Source organism: Halalkalicoccus paucihalophilus (assembly GCF_001593955.1).
Taxonomy (GTDB): domain Archaea; phylum Halobacteriota; class Halobacteria; order Halobacteriales; family Halalkalicoccaceae; genus Halalkalicoccus; species Halalkalicoccus paucihalophilus.
The window spans coordinates 187,668-211,313 of sequence record NZ_LTAZ01000003.1; the positions used below are offsets into that span (position 1 = coordinate 187,668).

Consider the following 23,646-nt stretch of genomic DNA (forward strand, 5'->3'; position numbering starts at 1 on the left):
TGCGGGCGAGAAAATCAATCTAGCGGTGCGTCAGTAGAGCAACTCGCCGTCGATGAACTTCCGGGTGCGCTCGTCGTGTGGCTCCTCGAAGACCCGCCTCGTGGGGCCGACCTCGATGACCTCCTCACCGAGCAACACGCCCACGCGATCCGCGACCCGCTCGGCCTGGTGCATGTCGTGAGTGGCGATCACGACGCCGATCCCCCGCTCGCTCGCCTTCGCGATCGCCGACTCCAGTACCGCCGTATTGCGCGGGTCGAGGTCCGACGAGGGTTCGTCGAGCAACAGCACGCTCGGCTCGTAGGCGAGCGCGCGCGCGAACGCGACCCGCTGGGCCTCGCCTCCCGACAGTGAGCGGGCGTTCTGCTCTCCCTTTCCATCGAGTCCGACCACCGAGAGCGCCGAAAGCGCCGCCTCGTGGGTCCCGTTCGTCCTGCCGACGAGTTCGGCCGCGCTCCGTTTCAGCCGATCCGTCCACGACTGGCGCACCCGAAGCCCGTACTCGGCGTTTTTCAGTACTGGGGCGTCGAACAGGCTCGGCTCCTGAAACACCATGCCGACGTTTCGACGCAGCGCGAGCCGTCGGTTCTCCGAGACCCGCCAGACGTCGGTCCCCTCGTAGCTGACCGTCCCCGAGTCGGGCCGCTCGAACAGCGCGAGCAACCGTAAGAGCGTGGACTTCCCGACGCCGGAGGGGCCGATGATCGCCAGTACCTCGCCCCGGTCGACCGACAGCGAGACGTCCGAGAACACCGGCTCGTCGTAGGCGTGACCCAGTTCGGAGACGTCGAGGATCGCACTCATCGCCGTCCACCCCCGCCGAGGCGGCCCACGACCGCGTTGACCAGCAACACGATCGCGACGAGGATCGCCCCGAGGAACATCGCCGTCTCGTAGCGCCCCTGTCGGGCCTCGAGCGTGATCGCCGTCGTGATGTTGCGGGTGTAGGCGGTGCCGTCGGCGTAGGCGATGTTCCCCCCGACGATGAGGACCGATCCCACCTCCGAGATCGCCCGACCGAACCCGGCGAGTACGGCGGTCGCGATCCCGAAACGCGCCTCCTTGATGACCACGAGCGCGACGTCGAGTCGGGTCCCGCCCATCGCGTAGGCGGCGTCCCGAATCGACCCCTCGACGCCCGTGACCGCCGCCAGACTCACCCCGGTGATCACCGGCGTGGCGAGCACGAACTGGGAGATCACCATCGCTTGGGGGGTGAAAACGAGGTCCAGCGCGCCGAGTGGCCCCTCGTTCGACACCGCAAAGAGCACCACGAGGCCGACGACGACGCTCGGAAACCCCATCCCGGTGTTGATCACGGCGGTCACGAGGCCTTTCCCGCGAAACTCGGTAAAGCCGACGGCGAGCGCGACCGGCAGGCTCACGAGCGTCGAGAGGACGACCGCAGTCAGACTCACCGACAGCGAGACCCGGACGATGCTCCGGATGTAGTTGCTCTCGAAGGGCAACCCGACGATCGGTGGAAGCGCCTCGACGGCCATCACTCCCCTGTGGCGTTACCCCCGCCCTCCCCATCGTCGGGCTGCCACCCCTCGGGGACGTACTGCTGGAAGTTCGGGTCCTCCGAGAGCGCCTGCGGGAAGAAGAGCTGTTGGCCGTCGAGTTCGTACTCTTCGATGACCTGCTGACCCTCGGGGCTGGTGAGAAAGCCGATGTAGGACATCGCGAGCTGGTAGTTGACGTCCCCGTGGACCGCGGGGTTGATCGCGAGCACCCCATAGGGGTTCGCGAGGATCTCGGGGCCCCCCTCGACGGGGCCCTGAACGAGGATTTCGATTTCGATTTCGTCCTGCTGGGAGATGAACGTCCCCCGGTCCGAGAGGGTGTAGGCGCCCTGCTGGCTGGCTTGATTGAGCGTATCGCCCATCCCCTGGCCGGTCTCGAGGTACCACTCACCGCCGGGTTCGACGCCCGCGGCCTCCCAGATCCGTCGCTCGGCCGTGTGGGTGCCGGAGTTATCCCCTCGTGAAGCGAACAACGACTCGCTCTCGGCGATCGCCTGAAACGCCCCGACGGCGTCCCCACCGCCACCGATTCCCGCGGGGTCGTCCGCGGGCCCGACGATCACGAAGTCGTTGAACATCAGGTTCCGGCGGTTGATCCCGTGGCCGTTGCGCATGAACTCGTCCTCCTGGCTCCGGGCGTGAACCATCACGACGTCACAATCGCCGTTGCGCGCAGTTTCGAGGGCCGCGCCCGTCCCCTGGGAGATCGCCTGGACGGGCGTGCCGAAGTTCTCCTCGAAAGCCGCGTTGACCTCGTCCAGAAGACCCGTATCGTAGGTGCTCGTCGTCGTCGCGAGCACCAGTTCTTGGCCGGCGATCGAGCCCCCATCGCTCCCGCTCTCGTTGTTTCCACCGCTTTCCTCTTCGCCGCCCGAGAACATCCCGGTACAGCCAGCCAGTCCGGCCGTCGCCGTACCCCCTGCGAGCGCCAAGAAGTCACGTCGTTGTATCGTCATAGGAACAACGTGCGCGGATGGACTCTTAATCCTGTCGATAGGAGCGCACGAACCGTGAGCTTCGAGGGCAGACGGGCACGAACGGCTCGTTTCGTCGATATCGTTATCGAGTCGGAATCCGATCCTACTGACGAGCGACGATGACCCTCAGCGCACGCAACCGGCTCTCGGGCGAAGTACAGAACGTGGAGATCGACGGACTGACTGCCGAGATCACGGTCGAAGTCGCGGATGGCCAGACCGTCGTCGCGGTCATCACGAGACGATCGGCCGAGTCGCTTGACCTCTCGGAGGGCGACACCGTCGACGCAGTGATCAAGGCGACTGCGGTGATGATCGACGGCGAGTAGTCGTCGGGCTGTCGGGACATCCCTCGCGGCTCAGTGCCGATTACTGTCGCCACTCACGGTCGGCCGTCAGACGGCGGAAAAAGGGAATCGGTTACTCAGACCGCTTCGGGACCGCGTTTTCCGGTGCGGACCTGCAGGGCGTCCTCGACGGGGAGGACGAAGATCTTGCCGTCGCCGGGTTCGCCGGTGTTGGCGCCCTCACGGATCGCGCCGACCACGTCCTCGACCGGGATGTCCGCGATGACACACTCTACTTTCACCTTCTGGTGGAGGTCGACGGTGTACTCCTCGCCGCGCCACTGGCCCTTCTTCGCGGGCTGTGAGCCGCGCCCGGAGACGTTCGTCACGGTGAGGGACGGTGCACCGACGTTCGCGAGTTCGCGTTTGACCGCTCCTAACCGATCCGGCCGGACGATCGCGGTCACCATCTTGATCCCCGAGTCGGCGACGCCGCCGTCCGTACGGACGACGTCGGGACCGCCGTCGGTGGCGATGTCGGGGCCGCCGAACTCGGGGTAGGTGTCGACGCCGTGTTCGCTGACGTCGAGGCCGTCGCGCTCGTGGTCGGGGGTAACGCGGGCCTGCCCGAGCGCCTTGAACGCGCCCCAGACGACGGCGGTCGCGCCGATCGTCCAGGCGGCGATCACGGCGACGCCCGCGACCTGTGCGAACACTGTCGGGCCCTCGCCGGGGATCGCGACGAAGGGGATCGCGAGCGCGCCGATGACGCCCGCCGACCCGTGGACGGGGAACACAGCACAGACGTCGTCGATCTTCAGGGTGCGCTCGACGAAACGGAACACGAGGGGGAGCTGTGCGCCCGCGATAAAGGCGACCAGCACCGCGCCCCACCAGGTGACGACGTCGGCGATTCCGGTCACGCCGACCAGCCCCGCCAGCAGGCCGTTCGCGACGTAGAGCGTGTCGACCTTCTTGGTGAGCGCCAGCGAGACGACGCTCGCGCCGAGCGCGCCAAGGGCCATCCCGAGCGTCGTGGCGAGGGCGACGCGGCCGACGTAGGCAAAGTCACCCAGTGCGAGTTCGCCGCCCTCGGCCGTGAAGACGGTCGCGGCGGTGCCGACGTTGAAGCCGTACCAGCCGAACGCGAGCACGAGGGTCCCCAGAACTGCGAAGGTCATCGAGTGGCCGGGGATGACGTTGACGGTGCCGTCGGCGTTGTAACGGTCCATCCGCGGGCCGAGGATCCAAGCGGCCGTTAGTCCCGCGATCCCGCCGACAGCGTGGACGATCATGCCGCCCGCGAAGTCGTGGAATCCCAGCGTGTCGAGGAAGCCCCCGGCCCACGTCAGGCCCGTCACGACGGGATAGATCACGGCCGCGAGCAGGACCGTGTAGCCGACGTACGCGCGGAGCTTCGCGCGGCCGGCGACGGCTCCCGAGACGATGGTCGCGGCGGTCATCGCGAAGACCGCGCCGAACAGCCAGTCGACCCACGCGCCCGAGTCGCCGCCCAGCGTCGAGGAGAAGGCGTCGGCGAGCGTGTAGGACCCACCGCCGGTGATCGCGCCGACGACTGTGCTGATCGCCGCGCCGACGAAGAAGAACATCACGACGCCGACCGCCCACGTCAGCAGGTTCTTCGTCAGCTGGTTCGCGACGTTCTTCGAGCGCACCTGCCCCGCTTCGAGCATCGCGAAGCCGGCGTGCATGAAGAAGATGAGAAAGGTCACCACGAGCACCCACATCATGTTGACGCCCTCCGCAAGCACTGAGGGATCTACCTGCATTCGACCACCTCTACTGGACGTTCGTTACTGTTCGAACTGATTTCGACTATGAATGTCTTGCGAATCACGGTTGAAGGAATGGAAGTAGAGGTATATAGATATTAGTGTTGTGATACGAATATTTTCAACGGCTACAGTAGACGAACGTAGAATACACAATGGAATAATAGCAATATAAGGTCGTTCTTCGTCCGGCTACTGGACAAATACTGCCGCGAAATCGAACATCCGTCGGTCGGCGGTCGGTGTGGCCGCATCGAGGGTAGGGGCCGTCCGCGTGCGGGCGCTGGCGGTTCAGCCGCCGGACTACGTCCGACAGTCAGCCGAAATCACCGAACTACGTTCGGTTGCCCGCGGAAAGCTCGCTTGCGACGCTTTCGGCGAAGTACGTCAAAATCAGGTCCGCGCCCGCGCGTTTGATCGAGAGCAACGACTCACGGGCCACCGCCTCCAAGTCGAGCCAGCCCTTCTCCGCGGCGGCATGAAGCATGGCGTACTCCCCGGAGACGTTGTAGGCGGCGACGGGCAGGTCGGTGGTCTCGCGCACGTCGCGGACGATATCGAGGTAGGGCAGCGCGGGTTTGACCATCAGGGCGTCGGCGCCCTGCTCGGCGTCGAGGCGGGCCTCCCGGATCGCTTCCCGACGGTTTGCGGGGTCCATCTGGTAGTGGCGACGGTCCCCGAAACTCGGTGCGCCGTCGGCGGCGTCCCTGAAGGGTCCATAAAACGCCGACTCGTATTTCACCGCGTAGCTCATGATCGGCACCTCGGTGAAGTCCTCCCGGTCCAGCGCGTCCCGTATGGTCGCGACCATCCCGTCCATCATGCCGCTGGGCGCGATCATGTCCGCGCCGGCCTCGGCCTGCGAGAGCGCCGTGCGTTCGATGAGTTCGAGGGTCGCGTCGTTGTCGACGGTCATGTGGGGATCCTCCTCGGCTCCTTCCTCCACGATCCCGCAGTGTCCGTGGGAGGTAAACTCACAGAAACAGAGGTCGGCGATGACGTAGGCGTCGGTCTCCTCGGAGATCTTTCGGAGGGCACGCTGGACGACCCCGTCCTCGGCCCACGCGCGGGTGCCCCGCTCGTCCTTCTTCTCGGGGATCCCGAACAGCATCACGGCCTCGACGCCGGTCTCCCCGACTTCCTGCACCCGCGAGACGATCTCCGAAACCGGTACGCGCTCGTGGCCGGGCATCGACTCGATGGGAACGCGCTCGTCGGTGGTGGCGTCGACGAAAATCGGCGCGATCAGGTCGCTGGGCGAAAGGGAGGTCTCGCTGACCAGCGGGCGTACGCCGTCGCTCCGGAGGCGGCGCGGGCGCTTCGTGATGTCCATGTCCGATCTGGGCGCGTCGCGGCCAAAGGCGTGTCGGGAGGCCTTTCCTCGCGCCCGACGACTCCCCGCCATGCGAATCAGCGTCATCGGCGGCGGGACGATCGACGAGGAGGACACCGCGGTCGCCCACCGGGTCGGTGAACTGCTCGGTGAACGGGGCCACACGCTCGTCTGTGGCGGCCGGACGGGCGTGATGGAGGCGGCCTGTCGCGGCGCGAAGGAGACTGGAGGAACGACTATCGGAATCCTGCCGAGCACCGACCCGAACGAGGCCAACGCGTACGTCGACGTGCCGATCGCCACCGGCATCGGAAACGCCCGGAACGTCCTCGTAGCCCTGAACGGCGAAGGCGTGATCGCCATCGATGGTTCGTATGGAACTCTCTCGGAGATCGCCCACGCGCTTGATTTCGGTCGTCCCGTGGCCGGGATCGCGAGTCACGACGTGGCGGGCGTCGAAACCGTTGAAACCCCAGAAGCGGCCGTGAAACACGTCGAGAACGCTTAGACGGACGGTTTCGCCTCGACGGCCTCGATCAGCAGTTCGGCCACGTCGACGACCTCGAGGTCTTCCTCGTAGCCGCCGGTCTTCCTGCCGTCTTCGTACATCGTCATGCACATCGGGCAGGCGACGACGAACTTCTCGACCTCCGAACCCGCGTCAGTGTCCTCGAGCGCTTCCCGCAGGCGCTCCTCGCTGGGTTTCGGCTCCTCGTCGAACTCCATCCAGAGGCCGCCGCCGCCGCCGCCACAACAGAACGAATCCGCGCGGTTGCGCGGCATCTCGTGGAGGTCACACCCGGTCGCTCGCACGAGGTCGCGGGGGGCCTCGTACTCGTCGTTGTACCGGCCGAGGTGGCAGGGGTCGTGGTACGTGACCGTATAATCGAGTTCATTCCCCGTGAGACCGAGTCGTCCCTCCCGGACGAGGTCTTCCACTGCTTGGGTCCAGTGGAGCACCTCGATCTCCCCCTCGGCGTTCCACCGCTCGTCGTACTCGAAGGGCATCATCGGGTCGTCGGCGAACTCTTCGAAGTCCACCTCGGGGTACTCGTTTTTCATCGTGTTGTACGAGTGGGGGTCGGTGCAGACGATCTTCTCGAACGCACACTCTTCAAAGGTCTCGACGTGGTGGCCCGCGAGTTCGAGATAGAGGAACTCCTCGCCGATCCGGCGCACGTCGTTTCCGTCGTACTTCTCGTCGTCGAAGAGGATGCCAAAGGAGACGTCGGTCTGCTCGAACAGTTTCGCGAGCGAGCGCGCGACCTTCTTGTTCCGGTCGTCGAAGCTCGGGTAGTCTCCGACGTACCAGAGGTACTCAACCTTCTCCTCGCGGGCGTCGGTCAGGTCGAATTCGAGTTCGTCAGCCCAGTCCGCTCGTTTGCGCTGGGGATTTCCGAAGGTATTGCCCTTCTGCATCACGTTCTGGAAGACGTCCTGGACGTTCGAGTCCACGTCCCCCTGATCGGTGAGCTGGCGGTTCATCCGCGTAAAGCTGTTTAGATGCTCGATCTCGACGGGACAGGCGTCCATGCAGGCCATGCAGGCCATACACGACTCCATGGTCTCGCTGTCGATCACGCTCGCGCCCCCGTCGGCGATGATCGGTTTGGCCTCCGCTCCGGCGTCGAGGCTCTCGCGGTAGCCCTTGAGATCGAGGATCACGTCGCGGGGATCGAGCGGTCTTCCGGATGCTTTGGCGGGACAGACCGACGAGCACCGTCCGCACTTGGTGCAGGCGTCCTGATCGAGCAGTTCCTTCCAGGTGAAGTCGTCGATGGACTCCGCATTGGTGGCGTCGAGGTCGGCCGGTACGTTCGGCAGGACTCTGCCCGCCTGCTCGTCGCGGGCCACGACGTTCGCGAACGAAGAGAGCATATGGAACGGTTTTGCGTAGGGGATCCACGCGACGAAGACCAGCGCGAGGATCGAGTGGTGCCACCAGACCCACGGGTAGACGGCGGCCGCACCGGCGGGGGTCAGGCCGCCCGCTTCGAGCACGCCGGCGGTGAACACGCCGACGAAGCTCACGGTCTCTTCGGCGCGGATCTCCTGGCCGACCATTCCGACCCCCTGGACGAGAAACCCGCCGACGCCGAGGAGAAAGAGCGTCCAGACGAACGCGTCGTCCTCGATGCTGGTGTGTTTCCCCCACAGGCGCTCGTTGCGGACGACGTATCGTCGGTACATTGCCATCCCGAGGCCGACGACGAACAGCAGGCCGAAGGCGTCGAGGACGAGCGCGTAGGCCAGATAGAAGTTGCCGACCCAGAACGAGTCGCCGGTGAGGGGGCGGTAGAAGTCCATGTCGATGAAGAGGATGGTCGTCCCGATCAGAAGGACGAGAAAGCCCCACATGACGAAGGTGTGCATCAGTCCGCCATACAAGTCGCGGTTGAACTGCTTCTCGTTCGAACCGACGATCCGCGCGGCGTTCACGACCCGTGAGACGACACCATCGAGACGATCGCGGGGATCCCGATCGCCCTCGGCGTAGCACGCGAATCGCTCGTAGACACCGTAGACGAACACGAGGAGGGCGACGACCGAGAGGAAGTAGAACATCCCCTTGCCGATGGGGCCGATCTCCCAAAACGTCTCGCGGGTGATCTCCCCGCCGGTCTGGGCAACCTGCATAATCGTTCACCGGCGGACTGGATCCATAAGTCTTACCACCACACGACGGAGATCCGAGGACCGCTACTCGATACAACTTACACACCGGTATATATTACCACTGTTAACTGATGAAGCGAGAGTACGTAGACCTGTGAACCCCAGTCGCTCTCACACGAGCGTTGGCAGTCGGCCGCGTCAGTAGAGGGCGCTCAGTGCAAGACCGGCTGCGAGCGCCAGCGCGGGCAGGTCTAACCGTCCGAAGGTCAACGCCGGTAGCGTCGGGTTCCACGCGAAACACCGCGCTCGGAGCGCGAGCGAGAAGCCGTCCGCGCGCCCGAGGGCGCGCTCGACGCCCGTCACCGCAAGCAGCGCCATCCGCTCGTGGACCGCCCGCTCGCTCGCCAATCGAGCGTTCATCGCCTCGCGGGCGCGTTTCAGGTCCGCGACCAACAGGGGTAGCAGCCGGAAGACGAACGCAGTGCCCATCCCGAGGAAGGCTCCCGGTTTTCCGGGGACGGCCCACTGGATCGCCGCACGGGACTCCCGCACCGGCGTCGAGCGGACGTACGCCGCCGAGACCAGCAGGATCAACAGCACGCGATAGCTCGCGAGCCCCGTTTCGAACGCTCTCGTGAGATCGAACCCGCCGAGGGTGAGTCCCTCGATCAACGGACCCACAAGGAGGAAGGGGAGGGCGAACCGGTAGGCGTAGATCGCCGAGTACGGCGAGAGGTGCGCGCTCGCGAGGATACCGAGCGCGAGGAGGGTCAGAGCGGCGAGCCCGCCGGGCGTGGTGTGGGCGAAGGCCGCGACGACGAAGGCGATCTGGGCGGCGAGTTTCGTCCGTGGGTCGAGCCGGTGGGCGAGGCTCGACCCGGGTGTGTAGCTCAGCATGACGCCCGGACGCCCAGCCCCGAGAGGTCGACCGACTCGGGAGGTCCGTTCCGGACCACCCGTCCCGCCGCGAGCACCACCAAACGGTCTGCGAGGCCGAGGACGTCCCGCAGGTCGTGGGTGACGACGATCACGCTCGTTCCCGCCGTCGAGAGCGTTTCGAGGTGGTCGAGTACCGCCTCCCTCGCGGGTTCGTCGAGGCCGGTAAAGGGCTCGTCGAGCACCAGATGTGCGGGTTCCATCGCGAGCGCGCCGGCGATGGCGAGTCGTTCCTGTTCGCCGCCCGAGAGCGTCCCTACGCCGTCTTCGTCCCGTCCGTCGAGGTTCACCGCCTCCAACGCCCCCGCGACCCGCCGGTCGATCTCGGAGCGTTCGAGCCCGAGGTTCTCCGGACCGAAGGCGACGTCCGCGCCGACGGTCGCCGCGACGAAGCCGTCTCGTGGGTTTTGGAACACCATCCCCACCCTCGTCCGGGCGGCCACGAGGTCCTCGCTCACCTCCTGACTGTCGACCAGCACCTCGCCTGCGTCGGGCTCCAAGAGCCCGTTCCAGTGCCGTATCAGCGTGCTCTTGCCCGAGCCGTTGGGGCCGGCGAGCACGAGGAATTCGCCGTCCTCGACGGTGAGCGAGACGCCGTCGAGCGCCCGCGCCCCGTCGTAGGCGTGTACCAGTTCGCGCGTTTCGATCATGCGGCTGTCAGCCGGTCGCTGCGGACGATCCCTACCGCGGCGGCCATCTTCAGCGCCTCGGCGGGCAGGAAGACGACCGCGCCCGTCAGCACCGCGTTCGGAAGCGAGAGTCCGAGCACGGCCATCAGCCCCGCGACGCCGACCGCGTAGATCACGCACACGCCGACGGCCATCGCGCCGATCAGGCGCGGGACGCCGACCGCTCCGAGGGGACCCACCGAGCGGCCGTGAACGAGCGCGCCGACGACGCCGGCGGCGAGGGGATACGACCACAGATACCCCGCCGTCGGGCCGACGAGCGATCCGATCCCTGCTTCGCCGCCCGCGAAGACGGGCGCGCCGACAGCGCCCGCCGTGAGATACAGCACCATCGCCGCCCCGCCCCAGACCGGTCCCAAGAGGAGCCCCGCGAGGAACACCCCGAGCACCTGTAACGTCACCGGCGCGGGCGACAGCGGATAGGGAAACGAGACGTAGGCGAACGCGCCGGTCAGTGCGGCACAGAGCGCCGCTCGGGCGACGTTTTTCACCGTCGCGTCGTCGACGAGATCGACCGACTCCGTTTCCGTGCTCATGATCGGATCATACGCCGACCTCGCTGTCAACCCAGTTCAATCTTCGGTTGACGAGCCTGCACGCGCCGCCGACAGGCTTTATACGCTGCCCATGCGAGAGAGGGGTTACGATGGACGAAAAGACCGAGGAGTTGCGCGACCTCTTCCTCGATGTCGCCGATGACGGGACCGTCACCGAACCCCAGGAGGAGACGCCGGGATCGCTGACCGACGAGCAACCCGAAGACGAGCGTCTCGACGACGTCATCGAGCGAATGCAGGAGCGCTACGCGTTCGAGACCGACTGGGACGACGAGGTGTACAGACGGCTCGTCCGTGGGTTCTTCGACGAGGAATCGGACGCAGACCTCGCCGAAGAACTCGATGTCGACGAGGGGTCGGTCATCCGCGCGCGGATGGACCTGCACCTGCTTCGCGAGAGCGACACCGAGTTCCCCTTCGAGCTGCGGAAACTGCGCCAACTGCGAAACGCCGAGGAGGAAGTGGACCTCGCCGAAGAACTCGAGGCCGACGAGGCGACCCTCGAGCGTGCGATCTGCGTGATCGAGACACAGGACGAAGCGCGCACCGCAAACGACCGCTTTCGCGACGAGTTCGAGGAGATCGTCACCGACGGTGACCTCTCTACGCAGTTGGCCCGCGACGCCCGCGAGGACGGCCTCGAGGAGGCCACGGAAGGGATGGAAAACGACCTCTCGATGTGATGTGAGGGTTTTTATTCGATGAGGGGGCCAGCGGACCCGTGCACGCCGTAAGCGACCTCTCGACAGCGACCTACTGTCCCCGCCAGCTCTACTACCGCCGGGACGACGACCACGAGGTGCCGCCATCGGTCACGAAACGGCGCGAACTGGCCTTCGAGTACGAGCGACTTCTGGGGGCGGACGACGCGACGCTCGCGACCCGCCCGATCGAACTCCCGCCCGCGGAGTACCGTGAGACGCTCGGACGGACCCGCGAGCGCCTCGACCGGTGGGAGGAACTCGCAGATCCCGTCGGTCGGGAGGTCCTGCTCTCGGGACGGGAGTGTCGTGGGATCGCGAGCAAGGTGCTCGAAGAGCCACTCGCCCCCTCGTTCGTCTCGCCGGGATCGCCCCCCGAACACGGCGTCTGGGAACCCCAGTCGGTGCGGGCGGTCGCCCTCGCGAAGGCGCTTGCGTGGGAGCGCCAGAGAGCGGTCGAGACGGCCTTCGTGGAGTATCCCGCCTACGGCGTGATCCGTCGGATCGGACTCACGACCCGCCGCAAAGCCGCCTACCGGGAGGCGATCCGAGCCATCGAGACGATGGACGGGCCGCCGCCACGGCTGAAGGGGAGTGCCAAGTGCGATCCGTGACCCTACCGCGAGCGCTGTGGGACTCGAACCCGGTCGCTCCGTTCACTGCTCGGCCTCTAACCACGTCTCGATCTCGTCGGCGAGCGCCCCGCGACGGTGGATCCCGCCGCGTTCGACGTCGACGACGGTACTCTCGGTGCCGCCCGTCTCGCCCCCGTCCAGTACGCCGGCGACGGCCTCGTGGATCGCCGGGTCGAGGTCCGCAGTCCGCCGGACGCTCGGGTTTCCGCTCACGTTCGCGCTCGTAGCGGTGATCGGCGACACCTCACGGAGGAGCGACAGCGCGAGGTCGTGATCCGGGATCCGGATCCCCACCCGCTCGCGCCCGGCCGTGAGCTCCTCGGGCACCTCGGAACCGGCCTCGACGACGACCGTTACGGGCCCCGGCAGGAACTCCCGCATGAACCCTCGTTCGCACTCGGTGAGTTTCGTGTGGCGGGCGGCGGTCTCGACGTCGGGCACGGCCATCGACAGCGGTTTCGAGCGCGCTCGCCCCTTCGCTTCGTAGACGCGCTCGACGGCGTCGGGATCGAGCGCGTCCGCACCGAGCCCGTAGACCGTCTCGGTGGGGTAGACGACGAGGTCACCCGTGCGAATCGACCGTACCGCTCGATTTAGCTTCATGGTCGATGGTCGAACCGCGGGCTCCTATAGCGATTCGATCGCGTCTTCGATCTCGTCGTAGGGCGGGAAGTCGGGCCACTCATCGGCGACCCAGGCGTACTCGACGATCCTGTTTTCGCCGAGCAGGAAGACGGCGGGCCGGGGCTCGCTGATCCCTGTCATCCCGTCGAGTTCGTGCTCGATGCCGTACTCGCGGGCGACGCCGTTACCGGGATCGCTGAAGAGGGCGTGGTCGATTTCCCGCTCTTCGAGCAGGTCCATGTGCTCGTAGGGTGTCGAGATCGAGAGGCCCACCACCGTCACCGACTCCCCCCACGACCGGTCGCGGATCTCGTTCCAGACGTAGGTCGCCGGGAACGCCCCGTCCATCGGGGTGAACACGAGCAGGAGGGCCCCCTCGTCGGTGAGCTCCGACAGCGAGACGTCCTCCCAGAACTCGCGGTTCACGAGCGGACGGGTGAAGTCGGGTGCGGTCTCTCCCGCTATGGGATGGTCGGCGGGACCGAGTTCGACGACGTCGAACTCGACCATTATGCAGCCTCCTCGCGGCCATCGTCGCCGTAGGTGCTTTCGAGATACTCCACGATGTTCGCGCTCTCGGACATCGTCACGCCCGTCTCGTGGTCGACGATGGCAGGGACGGTACGTTTCCCGCTGATGCGTTTGACTACGTTTCGCTTCGAGTGGAGCGGTTCGATGAACCGCGAGCGATACTCGAGGCCGTACTCCTCGAGTTTCCGGGTGACGCGCTCGCAGTACGGACACGCCTGCAGGCGGTAGAAGGTGATCTGTGAGTCGCTCATGCGCATGGCGCTACGTACTCTGAGGGCCTAAATCCCGCGGGGCGGAAACGTTTAATCCCGCCGCCCTTGAAGGAGGGGTACTGAATGGAGTTCTCGCTTCTCGCCCAGACCGACGTCCTCGGGGTCGAACTCACCACCGGGACGGTGACGGCCCTCGGGATCGTTACGATCGTTGCACTGATCGGTCTCTCCGCATTCTTCTCCTCCTCTGAGATCGCGCTGTTCTCGCTGGCCCAACACCGCGTCGAGGCGATGGTCGAGGAGGACCTCTCCGGTGCGGAAATGGTCCAGTCGCTCAAGGAGGATCCCCACCGCCTGCTGGTGACGATCCTCGTCGGCAACAACATCGTCAACATCGCCATGTCGGCCATCGCGACCGGCCTCCTGGGGATCTACTTCGGCGGTGCGGTGGCGGTCGCCATCTCTACGTTCGGTATCACCGCGCTCGTCCTGTTGTTCGGCGAGAGCGGGCCCAAGTCCTACGCGGTCGAGCACACCGAGTCGTGGGCGCGGCGGGTCGCTCGCCCGTTGAAGCTCGCCGAATACCTGATGTATCCCCTCATCGTCGTCTTCGACTACCTCACCCGTCAGATAAACCGCCTGACCGGGAGTACCGGTGGGGCGATCGAGACGCCCTACGTCACCCGTGACGAGATTCAGGACATGCTCGAAACCGGTGAGCGCGAGGGGGTGATCGAGGAGGACGAACACGAGATGCTCCAGCGGATATTCAGGTTCACCGACACCATCGCCAAGGAGGTGATGACTCCCCGACTGGACATGACTGCCGTCTCGATCGAGACGCCGATCGAGGAGGCGATCGAGACCTGCGTCCACAGCGGCCACGAACGGCTCCCGGTCTACGAGGGCAACCTCGACAACGTGATCGGGATCGTCACCATCCGCGATCTGGTCCGCCAGTCGCAGTACGGCGAGGGCGACCTCTCGCTGTCGGATCTCACCACCCCGACGCTGCACGTCCCCGAATCGAAGAACGTCGACGAACTGCTCACCGAGATGCGCGAGGACCGCCTGAAAATGGTGATCGTCATCGACGAGTTCGGCACCACCGAAGGGCTGGTCACGATGGAGGACCTCGTCGAGGAGGTCGTCGGCGAGATCCTCGAAGGCGGCGAAACCGAGCCGATCGAACACGTCGACGGGACCACCGTCGTCGTCCGCGGCGAGGTCAACATCGACGAGGTCAACGAGGCCTTGGAGATCGAACTCCCCGAGGGCGAGGAGTTCGAGACCATCGCGGGGTTCATCTTCAACCGTGCGGGCCGACTCGTCGAGGAGGGCGAGACGATCAGCTACGATTCGGTCGAAATCACCGTCGAGACCGTCGAGAACACCCGGATCATGAAAGCCCGCATCGAAAAGGAGGCGATCGAGGAGCCCGACGCCCCCGAGATCGATCAGGAAGCCGAGTAGCTCACAACACCGCGAACGCGAGCGTCATGATCCCGTAACCAAGCACGATCGAGAGGACGAGCGAGCCGATCCACGCCAGCACCGTATAGCCCATCTTCGTCTTGCTCACGCCGCCGCCGCCCGCCGCATAGCCCGCGCCGACGACCGCGCTGACGATGATCTCGTTGAACGAGACGGGGATCCCGAAGAGCACGGCGGCCTGTGCGATCGCAAACGAGGGGATCAACGCGGCGATCGACCGGCGCGGCCCGAGCGAGGAGTAGTCCTGTGCGATCGCTTTGATCATGCGCGGCGCGCCGGTCCACGAGCCCGCGAGCAGCCCGATCCCGCCGCCGACGAGGATCGCCGTCAGCGAGAGGTCGAACGGATCGAGAAGCGGCAGCAGCGGCCCGATCGCCAGCCCCACCTGACTGCCGCCCGCCGAGAAGGCCACCAGCCCGCCCAACACGAGCAGGAACCGGCGCTGCGCGCCGGCGGCGTCCCGGGCCATATCGCGGCCGACGACGAGGGCGGCTCCGAGCGCGAACGCGATCACGGCCGCGATCACCCCGAGGTCGAACCCGCCGACGGTCGGCGCCCCCATCGCGATCGCGGCGGTTCGTGCGACCGATTGGCTGCCGTCGGGCGGGCCCAGCAGGGCGAACTCGATGTTCGCGAGCAGCGCCCCGATCAGTCCGGCGAGGACGGGCACGGTGTAGCGCTCGGGCACCCCCTCCGCCCGGAGCACTCTGGCGGTGACGTAGGCGATCCCGCCGCCGACAAAGGGGGTGAGCACCCAGAGGGTGGCGATCTCCGTGTACTTCGCCCACGCCGGATCGCCCCCGAGCGCGAGGCCGACCCCGACGATCGCCCCCGTGACCGTAAAGGCCGTCGCGATGGGATAGCCGGTGAAGACGCCGATCGCGACGAGGGTCGCGGCGGTCAACAGGCCGATGGCGGCCGCCTCGCCGCTGAGGGTGACCCCCGAGATGAGTTCGCGCCCGACCGCCTCCGAGACGTTCGCCCCCTGGAGGACGGCACCCGCAAAGCCGAGCAAGCCGACCAGAAAGCCCGCGCGCATCACCGAGATGGCGTTCGCACCGACGGCGGGCGCGAAGGGGGTCGAGCCGCTGGAGCCGGCGCCGATCGCCCACGCCATGAAGAGACTCGCGAACGCGGCGATCAGTATGGTAGCAAGGGTAGCGGCGTCGACCATGAACGGTCAGTCGTCGGCTCCGGCATTAAGGCCTACCGTTCGTCGTCCTCGGCGACGGCCGTCGCCGTCTCGCGTTCGGCCTCGGTCGTCTCGACCCCCTCGACGAGTTCGGCCGATTCGATGTGCTCGATCAGCTCGTCGGCCGGGTTCTTCGTGCCCTCGGGGATCGCCGTGGTCGCTTCGATCTCGGCGTCGGTCGGCTCGACGCCCTCGGCGGCCTCGGCGGTCGAAACCGCCTTTTCGCTCTCGACGTGCCAGCGATCGATCACTTCCTCGTACTCCGCGAGGCGTGCCGAGACCTCCTCTTTTCTGTGGTCGTCGTTGATGTTGACCTCGAAAACGAACTCGGGGACCTCCCCACGAGTGGTGCGCTGGAGGTTCGCGCTCACCAGCTCGTTGTCGAAGTAGTAGGGCGCGAGCTGAGTCATCACCTTCCGATAGACGGTGTCCTCGACGGCTCGAAGCGCCTTCCTGCTCGCCGAGTCCGCCGCGCGCGCGACGTAGCCGACCGACTCCTCCCACTTGTCGATCGCACCCTCGGTGTCGTCCTCCTCGAGGCTCTCGTAGGACTCCGTGAGACGCTTTCCCGCCGACTGGAGATCCTCGTCGGGCTCCTTGCCCTCCTTTTCGCCCTCGCCCTCGCCGACGCTCGCCTGTGCGGCGGTCTTCTCGCTTACGTCCGTATCGATGCGCTCGTGGGATTTCGGCCGCCACTCGTCCCACTCCTCGAAGGCCGGACCCGACGCGCCGGCCTCGCGCAGCGCGCGGGTGATCCGCTCGCCGTGTTCGACGACGTCGGCCCAACGACCGCGTTGTTTGAAGCCAGCGATGGTCTCTTCCATTGGTATTATGTCACTTTCCGTGAATATATAGCTCTTGGCCTTGCGCCGTTATCGGCCGTAGATCAGCCGCTCGCCGAGCGAGTCGAACCAGTCTTTCGCACGGCCCGCGGCGACGTGGTGCATCGAGGTCCGGCGCATCTCGCGTTCCTCGATCTCGATGCGCTCCTCGCCGAGGACGTCCCGATCGCTTCCGGTCGCATCGATCACGGTCGTGACGCTGCAGCGGCCACAGGCCTCGGTTCGGTTCTCGTCCATCTCACCCGTAGTACGCGATCCAACCGGTTATAGCTTGCCGCATCCGATCGGGCGACGACGTGCCAACGTATTTGATTGTCGCCCGCCACCCGACGGTATGGGCTATCAGGTTCTCGATCCCGAGGCCATCGATCCGACGCCGGACCGACCGTGTGTTCACCGGGCGGTCGGCGACGCCGCCGGCCTCTCGGAACTCGCGATCAACGTCTACGAGGCCGACCCCGGTGAACAGCTCCCGCTCGCCTATCACTACCACGACGAACAGGAGGAGGCGTTTTACGTCCTCGAGGGCGAGTTAGCGGTCGAAACCCCCGAGCGCGAGTACTCGGTCGACGCCGGGGAACTCTTCGTCGCCGACCCGGAGAGCCCCCACCGGGCGCACAACCCCGACGACGCCGCGGCGGCGGTGCGCGTCCTCGCGATCGGCGCGCCGCCGGTCGAGGACGACGCCCATCCCTACGAACCCGAGCGATGAGTGCCGAGGGCGATAGCGAGGCCGACGCCGTTCCCGAGTACGACGACGCCTACCTCGACCGAGTCGCGGGTCGCCTCGCGGCCAACTACGACCTCCAACGGGACTTTCGGGTTCGGGACGAGGGCTTCGACCTCTACGGCGAGCTCTCGGTTCGCAACCATAAACAGTTCCTCCACCCCTCCATCTCGTTTGCCCACCACCACTCGACGGAACACCTCTTCGCCCGGCGGGTCGAAACGGTTCGTCAGGAGGATCTCGACCGGCTGGTCGGGGTGGGTCACGAACTGGCCGACGAGTGGATCACCCCTTCCGACGAACACTTCAGCACCGACTTCACCTTCGCGCTCGTGACCGACGCGCTCGGAGAGGGAGTCCGCGAGTACGTTTCGGGCTTCTCGGACCGCACCCTGTTGAAGTTCGGCTACCACGGCCACTACGAGATCAACCTGCTTGTCGTCGCGCCCGATGCGGAGGAGTGCGTCGCCAGCGAGAACGCCGATGTGGCGGTGGCCTTCTCACTGTGGGAGCCGATCGAACCGGAGAAATCGGGGCTGTTGACTCGACTCGCGAGCCGGCTGCGATAGCGCCCGATCGCGTTCGGCCCCCTATAGCCGCTCGGGAACGGGCTCGATCGGCCGGAACGGTTATCATATATCAGACATATCTACAGTTTATGTGGCTGTCACAACTTCCCGGGGGACAGGAGCTCGGCGTGATCGCGCTGTTCGCGTTCGTGCTGTTCGCTCTCGCGTATACGGTCCAGCAGTTCGTGGGTGGATTCCGAGCCGATCGCGAGTAGGACCGGTTCGGAACCCCCATATCACGTCCTTCTCCCCTACTGACTGTCGATTCCTGAGTCAGTCGTCCTCCGCCGTCCCGCCGTCGGCCGCGACCGCCTCGCCCGATCCGCGGACCGTCTGGAGGTTCTCGTAGCCGAGTCTGAGCAGCGACAGCGCGAGGCCGATCAGCGTGATGATGATGAGCACCTGCGCGACCGCCGCGATCTGTCCCAGTAGCGTGGTCTCGGCCTCGGCGGTGATCCCCAATAGTCGCCCGCCGATGATCTGGTAGCCGCCGACCCACGCCAGTCCCGCGATCGTGATGAACGTCATGATCGCCATCGGTACGCCGGTGCTGAGCAGCTGTTTGGACTGATCCCAGTTGGCGAGCCAGATCGTCCCCGTCAGGAGCGCAAGCGCCGCAAGCAGCTGGTTCGCGCCGCCGAAGAGCGTCCAAAGGTCCTCCCAGCGCCCGGAGCCCAGCAGGAAGAACGCCACGACCGCGATGACGCCCGTGTTGACGTACTTGTTCGCGGCGGCGCTCTCGACCGCCGTCTCGGGCGTGCCGACGATCTCTTCCATCATGTACCGGCCCAGCCTGACGGCGGTGTCCATGCTCGTCAGCAGGAAACTCGCCAGCACGAGCGCCATGAACACCTCTCCGATCACCAGCGGCACGCCCAGGGCTGTGAGGATGATACCCCCACCCTCCGCGAAGTTCGGCAGTGCGAGCCCGATCCCGCCGCCTGCGGCCGGGATGGCGATCAACGCGACCGCCGACAGAGCGACCGCGGCGAGCAGGCCCTCCGCGAGCATGCCTCCATACCCGATCAGCCGCGCGTCGCTTTCCTTGTTGAGCTGTTTCGCCGTCGTGCCCGAGGAGACCAGCGAGTGAAAGCCGCTGATCGTCCCGCAGGCGATGGTGATGAACAGCAGGGGAAACAGCGGCATCATCGCCGGGAGGAACTCCGCGAGCGGGCCGCCCTGCCCGAAGAAGCCGTACCACGCACCGATCTGGATCTCCAGTGGCTGGGTGGTCGTCGTGAGGAAGGTGCCGACGATCACCGCGAGCAGCGAGCCGCCGACGCCCGTATACAGCAGGAACGACGAGAGGTAATCGCGGGGCTGGAGCAACATCCACACCGGAAGAACGCTCGCCGCGCCGCCATACACCAGCATCGTGACGACCCACGCGGCGATGTTCTGGCTCTCCAGAAGGGCGAAGGGGAAACTACCGAAGAGGACGATCGTTCCCGCCGGGTAATCGCCCGGCACGAGCGCCACGGGGTACTGGATGCCGGCCCAGACCGAGGCGAACACGCCCGCGACGAAGATCAGCGTCCCGACGGCGAACGGAAGGCCCAGTTGATAGAGCCAGATCCCAAAGAGGACCGCCAGCCCGACGTAGATGACGCTCGCGGTCGCCGCCTGCGGGTAGGCGTTGAAGACGACGCCGATGACCAAGGCGAACACCGCCACTACGAGGATAATGAGTAAGAAAGCGAACCACAGCAGCATGTCCTTGCCGCGCTCGCCGACGTACTCGCCGATGATGTAGCCGATCGACTTGCCCTCGTGGCGCAGGCTCGCCGACAGCGAGGTGAAGTCGTGGACCGCGCCCATCAGCGGGTTGCCGATGGCGACCCACAACACGGCTGGCAGCCAGCCCCAGACCAGTGCCGCGGTGATCGGTCCGACGATCGGCGCCCCGCCCGCGATGCTCGAATAGTGATGCCCCAACAGGACGGGTTTCGTCGCCGGGACGTACTCCTGTCCGTCCTGATACTTGTGTGCGGGCGTCTCGCGCGCGTCGTCGAGACCGACGAACCGCGAGAGGTACCGCCCGTAACCGATGTACGCGACCGTAAAGGACGTCAGTACGATCGCGACGATCCAGATAACTCCTGCCATGCGTAGCTCTAGCGCCGAATCGTTCAGGAATGATATAAACATAACTCATACTTGCAGCGATACGTCGCTCGGTTCCTCGTCCTCTGCCCACGAAATATAGGACCTACTCTCGCTGTTATGATACTTCGTTGACTGATTAGCCGTCGACGGCGAGTTCGGCCGCGACCTCCTCCAGTAGGTCGCCCTTGATCTCCCGGACGCGGGTCTCGATCTCCCCGACGATCGGCGCGTCGAAGGAGTCGTACATCTCGTCGATCCGCTCGCGCTCGGTCGCGACCTTCTCGCGCAGGAAGCGTGCCCCGCGACCCTCCTCCTCGGGATCCGGTTCGGGCGTTCGCTTGTTGATCACGACCCCCGCGACCGAGAGGCCGTACTCGCGGTGGGTCGCAAGCGACCGTTCGGTCTCTCGCACGGAGAGTTCGTCGGGCGTACAGACCAGATAGAAGGAGGCCTCCCGCAGCGCCTCGCCCGCGAAGGCGAAGCGTTCCTTTCGTCGCCCGAGTCGGGCGAGGATCGGATCGCCCTCGCGGATCCTGCGGGGTTCCTGCTTGCCGATGGCGGCCATCTCGAAGTAGTCGATGCTCTTCTCGCGCTTGTGGGTCAGGCGGTCGATCCACCTCTCTAGGAGGTCCGGAAGCGAGAGCAGGCGCAGCGTCGAGCCCGTCGGCGAGGTGTCGAAAACCACCCGGTCGCAGTCGGCCTCGCGCATCACGTCGATGAAGCGATCGAGCAGTGCGGCCTCGTAGGCGCCGGGCGTGCGGTGGGCCATCTCGATCTGGAGGTCGATCTCGCCGACCATCGAGGGGCTGAGCTGGTCGCCCAGCGCGCGCTTGGTCTCCTGGAGGTGTTCTTGGACCTCACTCTCGGGATCGATCTCCATCGCCCGCAGGTTTTCGACGCCCTCGACAGGGCGGGGGTCGTCCCCGAACTCCTGGTCGAAGACGTCGCCCGTGCTGTGGGCCGGATCCGTCGAGACGACGAGGGTGTCGAGGCCTGCACGGGCACATTTGAGCGCGTAGGCGCTGGCGACCGTGGTTTTCCCGACGCCGCCTTTGCCGCCGAAGAAGACGTATTCGACCATCTAGAAGTGGTACTGCTGCCCTTTTCGTTCGACGAGCGAGTCCCGATCCCACAGTCGACGTTGCCAGGCCTCGTATTCGTCGGTGAGATAGGGAAGCAGTTCGGCGGTGTAATAGGAGACCGGCGAGGGGATGCCGAAGGCGTCGGGGAAACACGCGAGCATGAACTCGTCTTCGAGGTCCTCGGCCTCCTTTTCGATCGTCTCGTAGGCCGGATGGGTGAACATCCCGTGATAGAGCCCCCGTGCCCACTCCTCTACGACCCGCCGGAAGCGCGCGATCCGCGCGACGAGGTCCATGGTAGGTAGTGTCGATCGACCGTCCAAAACGGTGTCGCTCGGGCCACGGTTATATCTCGCGGGGATCTACCCCTCGCATGACGACACCGAACGCGCTTCCGGCTTCGACCCGCGTCGGCCGGGTCGCGCTGCGCACCAACGACCTCGACCGGCTCGTCACGTTCTATCGGGACGTGGTCGGACTCGCTGTGCTGGACCGCGGGGAGGACCGGGCGACGCTCGGCGCGGGCGGGACGTCGCTGCTCGAACTGGTCGCCGATCCCGACGCACCCCCGAGAGAGCCCGACGAGACGGGGCTGTTTCACACGGCGTTTCTGGTCCCCTCACGGGCCGCCCTCGGCGACGCCCTCTCGCGGATCCGCGAACGCTGGCACCTCGACGGGGCCTCGGACCACCGCGTGAGCGAGGCGCTGTACCTCGCGGATCCGGAGGGAAATGGGATCGAGATCTACCGTGACCGCCCCCGCGAGGAATGGCCGACCAACGAGGGACGCGTCGAGATGGACACCCTCCCGCTCGACCTGGACGCCTTGGGGGATCGCCGCCGCGGCGAGGCGGCGGTTCCCGACGGGACGACGATCGGACACGTCCACCTCGAGGTCTCGTCGCTTTCGCGTGCCCACGAGTTCTACGCCGAGGGGCTCGGACTGGGGGTTCGCCAGGAGTGGAGCGACGCGGCACTGTTCCTCGCCGCCGGCGACTACCACCACCACGTCGGGGTGAACACGTGGAACGGGCGGACGAGCTCGGCGAGGGGGCGCGGCCTCGCGTGGTTCGAACTGCTGGTTCCCAACCGGGAGGCGCTCGCGGCGGTTCGCGATCGAACCGGAGGACCTGAACCCATCGATGAAACCGACGCGCCCTCGCTTTCGGACCCGGACGGGATCGAACTACGAGTGCGAGTCGAGGGAGCATGCTGAGCGACGCGACCGGCCTGCACCACGTCACCGCTCTCGCGGGCGATTCGGGGGAAAACGCCGACTTCTACGTCGGCGAACTCGGCCTGCGATTCCTCCGCCGAACGGTAAACCACGAGGACCGCTTTGCCTACCACCTCTACTACGGCGACGCGCGCGGCACGCCGGGCAGCGTCCTGACGTTCTTCCCGTATCCTCATGGGGATCCCGGACGGATCGGCCGCCCCCAGCCCAGCGCGGTGGCACTCTCGGTCCCCGAGGGATCGCTTGACTACTGGGTCGACCGGCTCGCGGCCCACGACCCCGAACGAACCGACCGCTTCGGCGAGCGGGTCCTTCGTGTGGCTGATCCCGACGGGACGCGCATCGAACTGGTCGCGAGCGATCTCGAGGGCGAGCCGTGGACCGAACGGGTGCCGGAGAACGCGGCGATCCGCGGGATCGGCGGCGTCACGCTGTGGCCCACGAACCCGTATGGAACCGCGGCCACCCTCGAAACGTTCGGGTTCGAGGCCGTCGGTCAGGAGGGCGACCGGATCCGCTATCGGTCACCGAGCGAGCGAACGCGGATCGACCTCCTCGATCGCGGGGGCGAGTTCGGCCGCGAGGGTCCGGGAACGATCCATCACGTAGCCCTTCGGATCGAAAGCGAGGCGGAGCTCTTCGAGTGGCACGACCTCTTTCGCGAGCGCAAGTACCACGTCTCACGGGTGCGTGATCGCCACTACTTCCGGTCGCTCTACGTCCGCGACGCCGGTGGAATCCTCTTCGAACTCGCGACCGAACCCGAGGGACTCGCCGCCGACGGTGGCGAGCAGCTCACCCTCCCGCCGTGGTTCGAAGAGGACCGCGAGCTAATCGAATCACAGCTTCCACCACTGGCGGTGCCGCCGCTCGCTCACTCCCGGTAGTCGTACTCCTCGGGATACGCACGGACCATTTTCGGATGCTTTGCCGGACCGGTTTACTCCTCTCGGTCGGTGCGTTCAAGCCCGGCCCGCCCC

General features: G+C 66.2%; 27 protein-coding genes and 1 pseudogene. 10 read left to right on the forward strand and 18 right to left on the reverse strand.

The window, feature by feature from the left end; translation table 11 throughout:
• Positions 1-30: 30 nt before the first annotated feature.
• Genes HAPAU_RS04525 through HAPAU_RS04535 form a run of 3 tightly spaced genes read right to left on the reverse strand, consistent with a single transcriptional unit; the run spans position 31 to position 2,482 of the window.
• Positions 31-804 (reverse strand): amino acid ABC transporter ATP-binding protein, encoded by a 774-nt coding sequence (locus HAPAU_RS04525; protein ID WP_066380122.1) that lies wholly within the window; start codon positions 802-804, stop codon positions 31-33.
• Positions 801-1,502 carry an ABC transporter permease gene (locus HAPAU_RS04530; protein WP_066380124.1) on the reverse strand — a complete coding sequence of 234 codons (702 nt, stop codon included), beginning with the start codon at positions 1,500-1,502 and terminating at the stop codon, positions 801-803. The genes HAPAU_RS04525 and HAPAU_RS04530 overlap by 4 nt, the downstream gene beginning before the upstream one ends.
• Complete coding sequence (locus tag HAPAU_RS04535; RefSeq protein WP_066380126.1) at positions 1,502-2,482, reverse strand: substrate-binding domain-containing protein; 981 nt, start codon at positions 2,480-2,482, stop codon at positions 1,502-1,504. The genes HAPAU_RS04530 and HAPAU_RS04535 overlap by 1 nt, the downstream gene beginning before the upstream one ends.
• A gap of 140 nt (positions 2,483-2,622) precedes the next feature.
• Here HAPAU_RS04535 and HAPAU_RS04540 point away from each other — a divergent pair, with 140 nt between their 5' ends.
• Positions 2,623-2,832, forward strand: a complete 210-nt coding sequence (locus tag HAPAU_RS04540; RefSeq protein ID WP_066380127.1) for a TOBE domain-containing protein — start codon at positions 2,623-2,625, stop codon at positions 2,830-2,832.
• A gap of 95 nt (positions 2,833-2,927) precedes the next feature.
• Here HAPAU_RS04540 and HAPAU_RS04545 read toward each other — a convergent pair whose 3' ends face one another.
• A complete protein-coding gene (locus HAPAU_RS04545; protein ID WP_066380128.1) occupies positions 2,928-4,580 on the reverse strand; it encodes an ammonium transporter in 1,653 nt (550 codons plus the stop codon).
• Between the two features lie 337 nt (positions 4,581-4,917).
• A complete protein-coding gene (gene hemB / locus HAPAU_RS04550; RefSeq protein WP_066380133.1) occupies positions 4,918-5,916 on the reverse strand; it encodes a porphobilinogen synthase in 999 nt (332 codons plus the stop codon).
• A gap of 70 nt (positions 5,917-5,986) precedes the next feature.
• Between hemB and HAPAU_RS04555 the strand changes: the two genes are divergently transcribed.
• Positions 5,987-6,424, forward strand: a complete 438-nt coding sequence (locus HAPAU_RS04555; RefSeq protein ID WP_066380135.1) for a TIGR00725 family protein — start codon at positions 5,987-5,989, stop codon at positions 6,422-6,424.
• On the opposite strand, the gene HAPAU_RS04560 is transcribed toward HAPAU_RS04555, so the two are convergent.
• The 4 genes from HAPAU_RS04560 to HAPAU_RS04575 form a co-directional block, all read right to left on the reverse strand.
• Positions 6,421-8,553, reverse strand: coding sequence for a heterodisulfide reductase-related iron-sulfur binding cluster (locus tag HAPAU_RS04560; protein ID WP_066380141.1), 2,133 nt, complete (start codon positions 8,551-8,553; stop codon positions 6,421-6,423). The two genes, HAPAU_RS04555 and HAPAU_RS04560, sit on opposite strands and share 4 nt — an antisense overlap.
• A 177-nt stretch (positions 8,554-8,730) precedes the next feature.
• Positions 8,731-9,429, reverse strand: coding sequence for an energy-coupling factor transporter transmembrane component T family protein (locus HAPAU_RS04565; RefSeq protein WP_066380144.1), 699 nt, complete (start codon positions 9,427-9,429; stop codon positions 8,731-8,733).
• On the reverse strand, positions 9,423-10,118 hold the full coding sequence (locus HAPAU_RS04570) for an energy-coupling factor ABC transporter ATP-binding protein (protein ID WP_066380146.1): 696 nt from the start codon (positions 10,116-10,118) through the stop codon (positions 9,423-9,425). Before HAPAU_RS04570 ends, HAPAU_RS04565 begins: the two co-directional genes overlap by 7 nt.
• On the reverse strand, positions 10,115-10,693 hold the full coding sequence (locus tag HAPAU_RS04575; RefSeq protein ID WP_066380148.1) for a biotin transporter BioY: 579 nt from the start codon (positions 10,691-10,693) through the stop codon (positions 10,115-10,117). The genes HAPAU_RS04570 and HAPAU_RS04575 overlap by 4 nt, the downstream gene beginning before the upstream one ends.
• A gap of 110 nt (positions 10,694-10,803) precedes the next feature.
• Here HAPAU_RS04575 and HAPAU_RS04580 point away from each other — a divergent pair, with 110 nt between their 5' ends.
• Positions 10,804-11,397 carry a hypothetical protein gene (locus HAPAU_RS04580; protein WP_066380150.1) on the forward strand — a complete coding sequence of 198 codons (594 nt, stop codon included), beginning with the start codon at positions 10,804-10,806 and terminating at the stop codon, positions 11,395-11,397.
• A 38-nt stretch (positions 11,398-11,435) separates the two neighbouring features.
• Positions 11,436-12,029 (forward strand): CRISPR-associated protein Cas4, encoded by a 594-nt coding sequence (locus HAPAU_RS04585; RefSeq protein ID WP_066380154.1) that lies wholly within the window; start codon positions 11,436-11,438, stop codon positions 12,027-12,029.
• A gap of 42 nt (positions 12,030-12,071) precedes the next feature.
• On the opposite strand, the gene HAPAU_RS04590 is transcribed toward HAPAU_RS04585, so the two are convergent.
• From HAPAU_RS04590 to HAPAU_RS04600, 3 genes are read right to left on the reverse strand one after another with little or no spacing between them, the layout of a single operon-like run.
• Entirely contained in the window at positions 12,072-12,653 is a 582-nt protein-coding gene (locus HAPAU_RS04590; RefSeq protein ID WP_066380155.1) for an L-threonylcarbamoyladenylate synthase, read from the reverse strand.
• Between the two features lie 24 nt (positions 12,654-12,677).
• Positions 12,678-13,184 (reverse strand): redoxin domain-containing protein, encoded by a 507-nt coding sequence (locus HAPAU_RS04595; protein ID WP_066380156.1) that lies wholly within the window; start codon positions 13,182-13,184, stop codon positions 12,678-12,680.
• Positions 13,184-13,456, reverse strand: a complete 273-nt coding sequence (locus tag HAPAU_RS04600; protein ID WP_066380157.1) for a glutaredoxin family protein — start codon at positions 13,454-13,456, stop codon at positions 13,184-13,186. Before HAPAU_RS04600 ends, HAPAU_RS04595 begins: the two co-directional genes overlap by 1 nt.
• Before the next feature lie 84 nt (positions 13,457-13,540).
• Here HAPAU_RS04600 and HAPAU_RS04605 point away from each other — a divergent pair, with 84 nt between their 5' ends.
• On the forward strand, positions 13,541-14,890 hold the full coding sequence (locus tag HAPAU_RS04605; protein WP_066380161.1) for a hemolysin family protein: 1,350 nt from the start codon (positions 13,541-13,543) through the stop codon (positions 14,888-14,890).
• Between the two features lies 1 nt (position 14,891).
• On the opposite strand, the gene HAPAU_RS04610 is transcribed toward HAPAU_RS04605, so the two are convergent.
• From HAPAU_RS04610 to HAPAU_RS04620, 3 genes and pseudogenes are all read right to left on the reverse strand, one after another.
• Complete coding sequence (locus HAPAU_RS04610; protein ID WP_066380163.1) at positions 14,892-16,085, reverse strand: inorganic phosphate transporter; 1,194 nt, start codon at positions 16,083-16,085, stop codon at positions 14,892-14,894.
• 185 nt (positions 16,086-16,270) lie between these two features.
• Positions 16,271-16,927 (reverse strand): annotated as a pseudogene (locus HAPAU_RS04615) (DUF5828 family protein); the annotation flags it as partial.
• Positions 16,928-16,975: 48 nt separating this feature from the next.
• Positions 16,976-17,182, reverse strand: a complete 207-nt coding sequence (locus tag HAPAU_RS04620; RefSeq protein ID WP_066380166.1) for a hypothetical protein — start codon at positions 17,180-17,182, stop codon at positions 16,976-16,978.
• A 97-nt stretch (positions 17,183-17,279) separates the two neighbouring features.
• Between HAPAU_RS04620 and HAPAU_RS04625 the strand changes: the two genes are divergently transcribed.
• The 3 genes from HAPAU_RS04625 to HAPAU_RS22745 all read left to right on the forward strand — a co-directional run bounded on the left by HAPAU_RS04625 (position 17,280) and on the right by HAPAU_RS22745 (position 18,456).
• Positions 17,280-17,657 (forward strand): cupin domain-containing protein, encoded by a 378-nt coding sequence (locus HAPAU_RS04625; RefSeq protein WP_066380168.1) that lies wholly within the window; start codon positions 17,280-17,282, stop codon positions 17,655-17,657.
• Positions 17,654-18,241: a hypothetical protein gene (locus tag HAPAU_RS04630; RefSeq protein ID WP_066380170.1), complete on the forward strand. Its 588-nt coding sequence runs from the start codon at positions 17,654-17,656 to the stop codon at positions 18,239-18,241. The genes HAPAU_RS04625 and HAPAU_RS04630 overlap by 4 nt, the downstream gene beginning before the upstream one ends.
• A gap of 89 nt (positions 18,242-18,330) precedes the next feature.
• Positions 18,331-18,456, forward strand: coding sequence for a hypothetical protein (locus HAPAU_RS22745; RefSeq protein ID WP_281177862.1), 126 nt, complete (start codon positions 18,331-18,333; stop codon positions 18,454-18,456).
• A gap of 58 nt (positions 18,457-18,514) precedes the next feature.
• Here the strand turns inward: HAPAU_RS22745 and HAPAU_RS04635 are convergent, their stop codons facing one another.
• The 3 genes from HAPAU_RS04635 to HAPAU_RS04645 form a co-directional block, all read right to left on the reverse strand.
• A complete protein-coding gene (locus HAPAU_RS04635; RefSeq protein ID WP_066380172.1) occupies positions 18,515-20,347 on the reverse strand; it encodes a carbon starvation CstA family protein in 1,833 nt (610 codons plus the stop codon).
• Between the two features lie 136 nt (positions 20,348-20,483).
• Positions 20,484-21,428 (reverse strand): ArsA family ATPase, encoded by a 945-nt coding sequence (locus HAPAU_RS04640; RefSeq protein ID WP_066380176.1) that lies wholly within the window; start codon positions 21,426-21,428, stop codon positions 20,484-20,486.
• Positions 21,429-21,725, reverse strand: coding sequence for a hypothetical protein (locus tag HAPAU_RS04645; RefSeq protein ID WP_066380178.1), 297 nt, complete (start codon positions 21,723-21,725; stop codon positions 21,429-21,431).
• 77 nt (positions 21,726-21,802) lie between these two features.
• Here HAPAU_RS04645 and HAPAU_RS04650 point away from each other — a divergent pair, with 77 nt between their 5' ends.
• Both HAPAU_RS04650 and HAPAU_RS04655 read left to right on the forward strand, forming a co-directional pair.
• Positions 21,803-22,645 carry a VOC family protein gene (locus HAPAU_RS04650; RefSeq protein ID WP_066380180.1) on the forward strand — a complete coding sequence of 281 codons (843 nt, stop codon included), beginning with the start codon at positions 21,803-21,805 and terminating at the stop codon, positions 22,643-22,645.
• Positions 22,639-23,553 (forward strand): VOC family protein, encoded by a 915-nt coding sequence (locus HAPAU_RS04655; protein WP_066380182.1) that lies wholly within the window; start codon positions 22,639-22,641, stop codon positions 23,551-23,553. The genes HAPAU_RS04650 and HAPAU_RS04655 overlap by 7 nt, the downstream gene beginning before the upstream one ends.
• Positions 23,554-23,646: the final 93 nt, after the last annotated feature.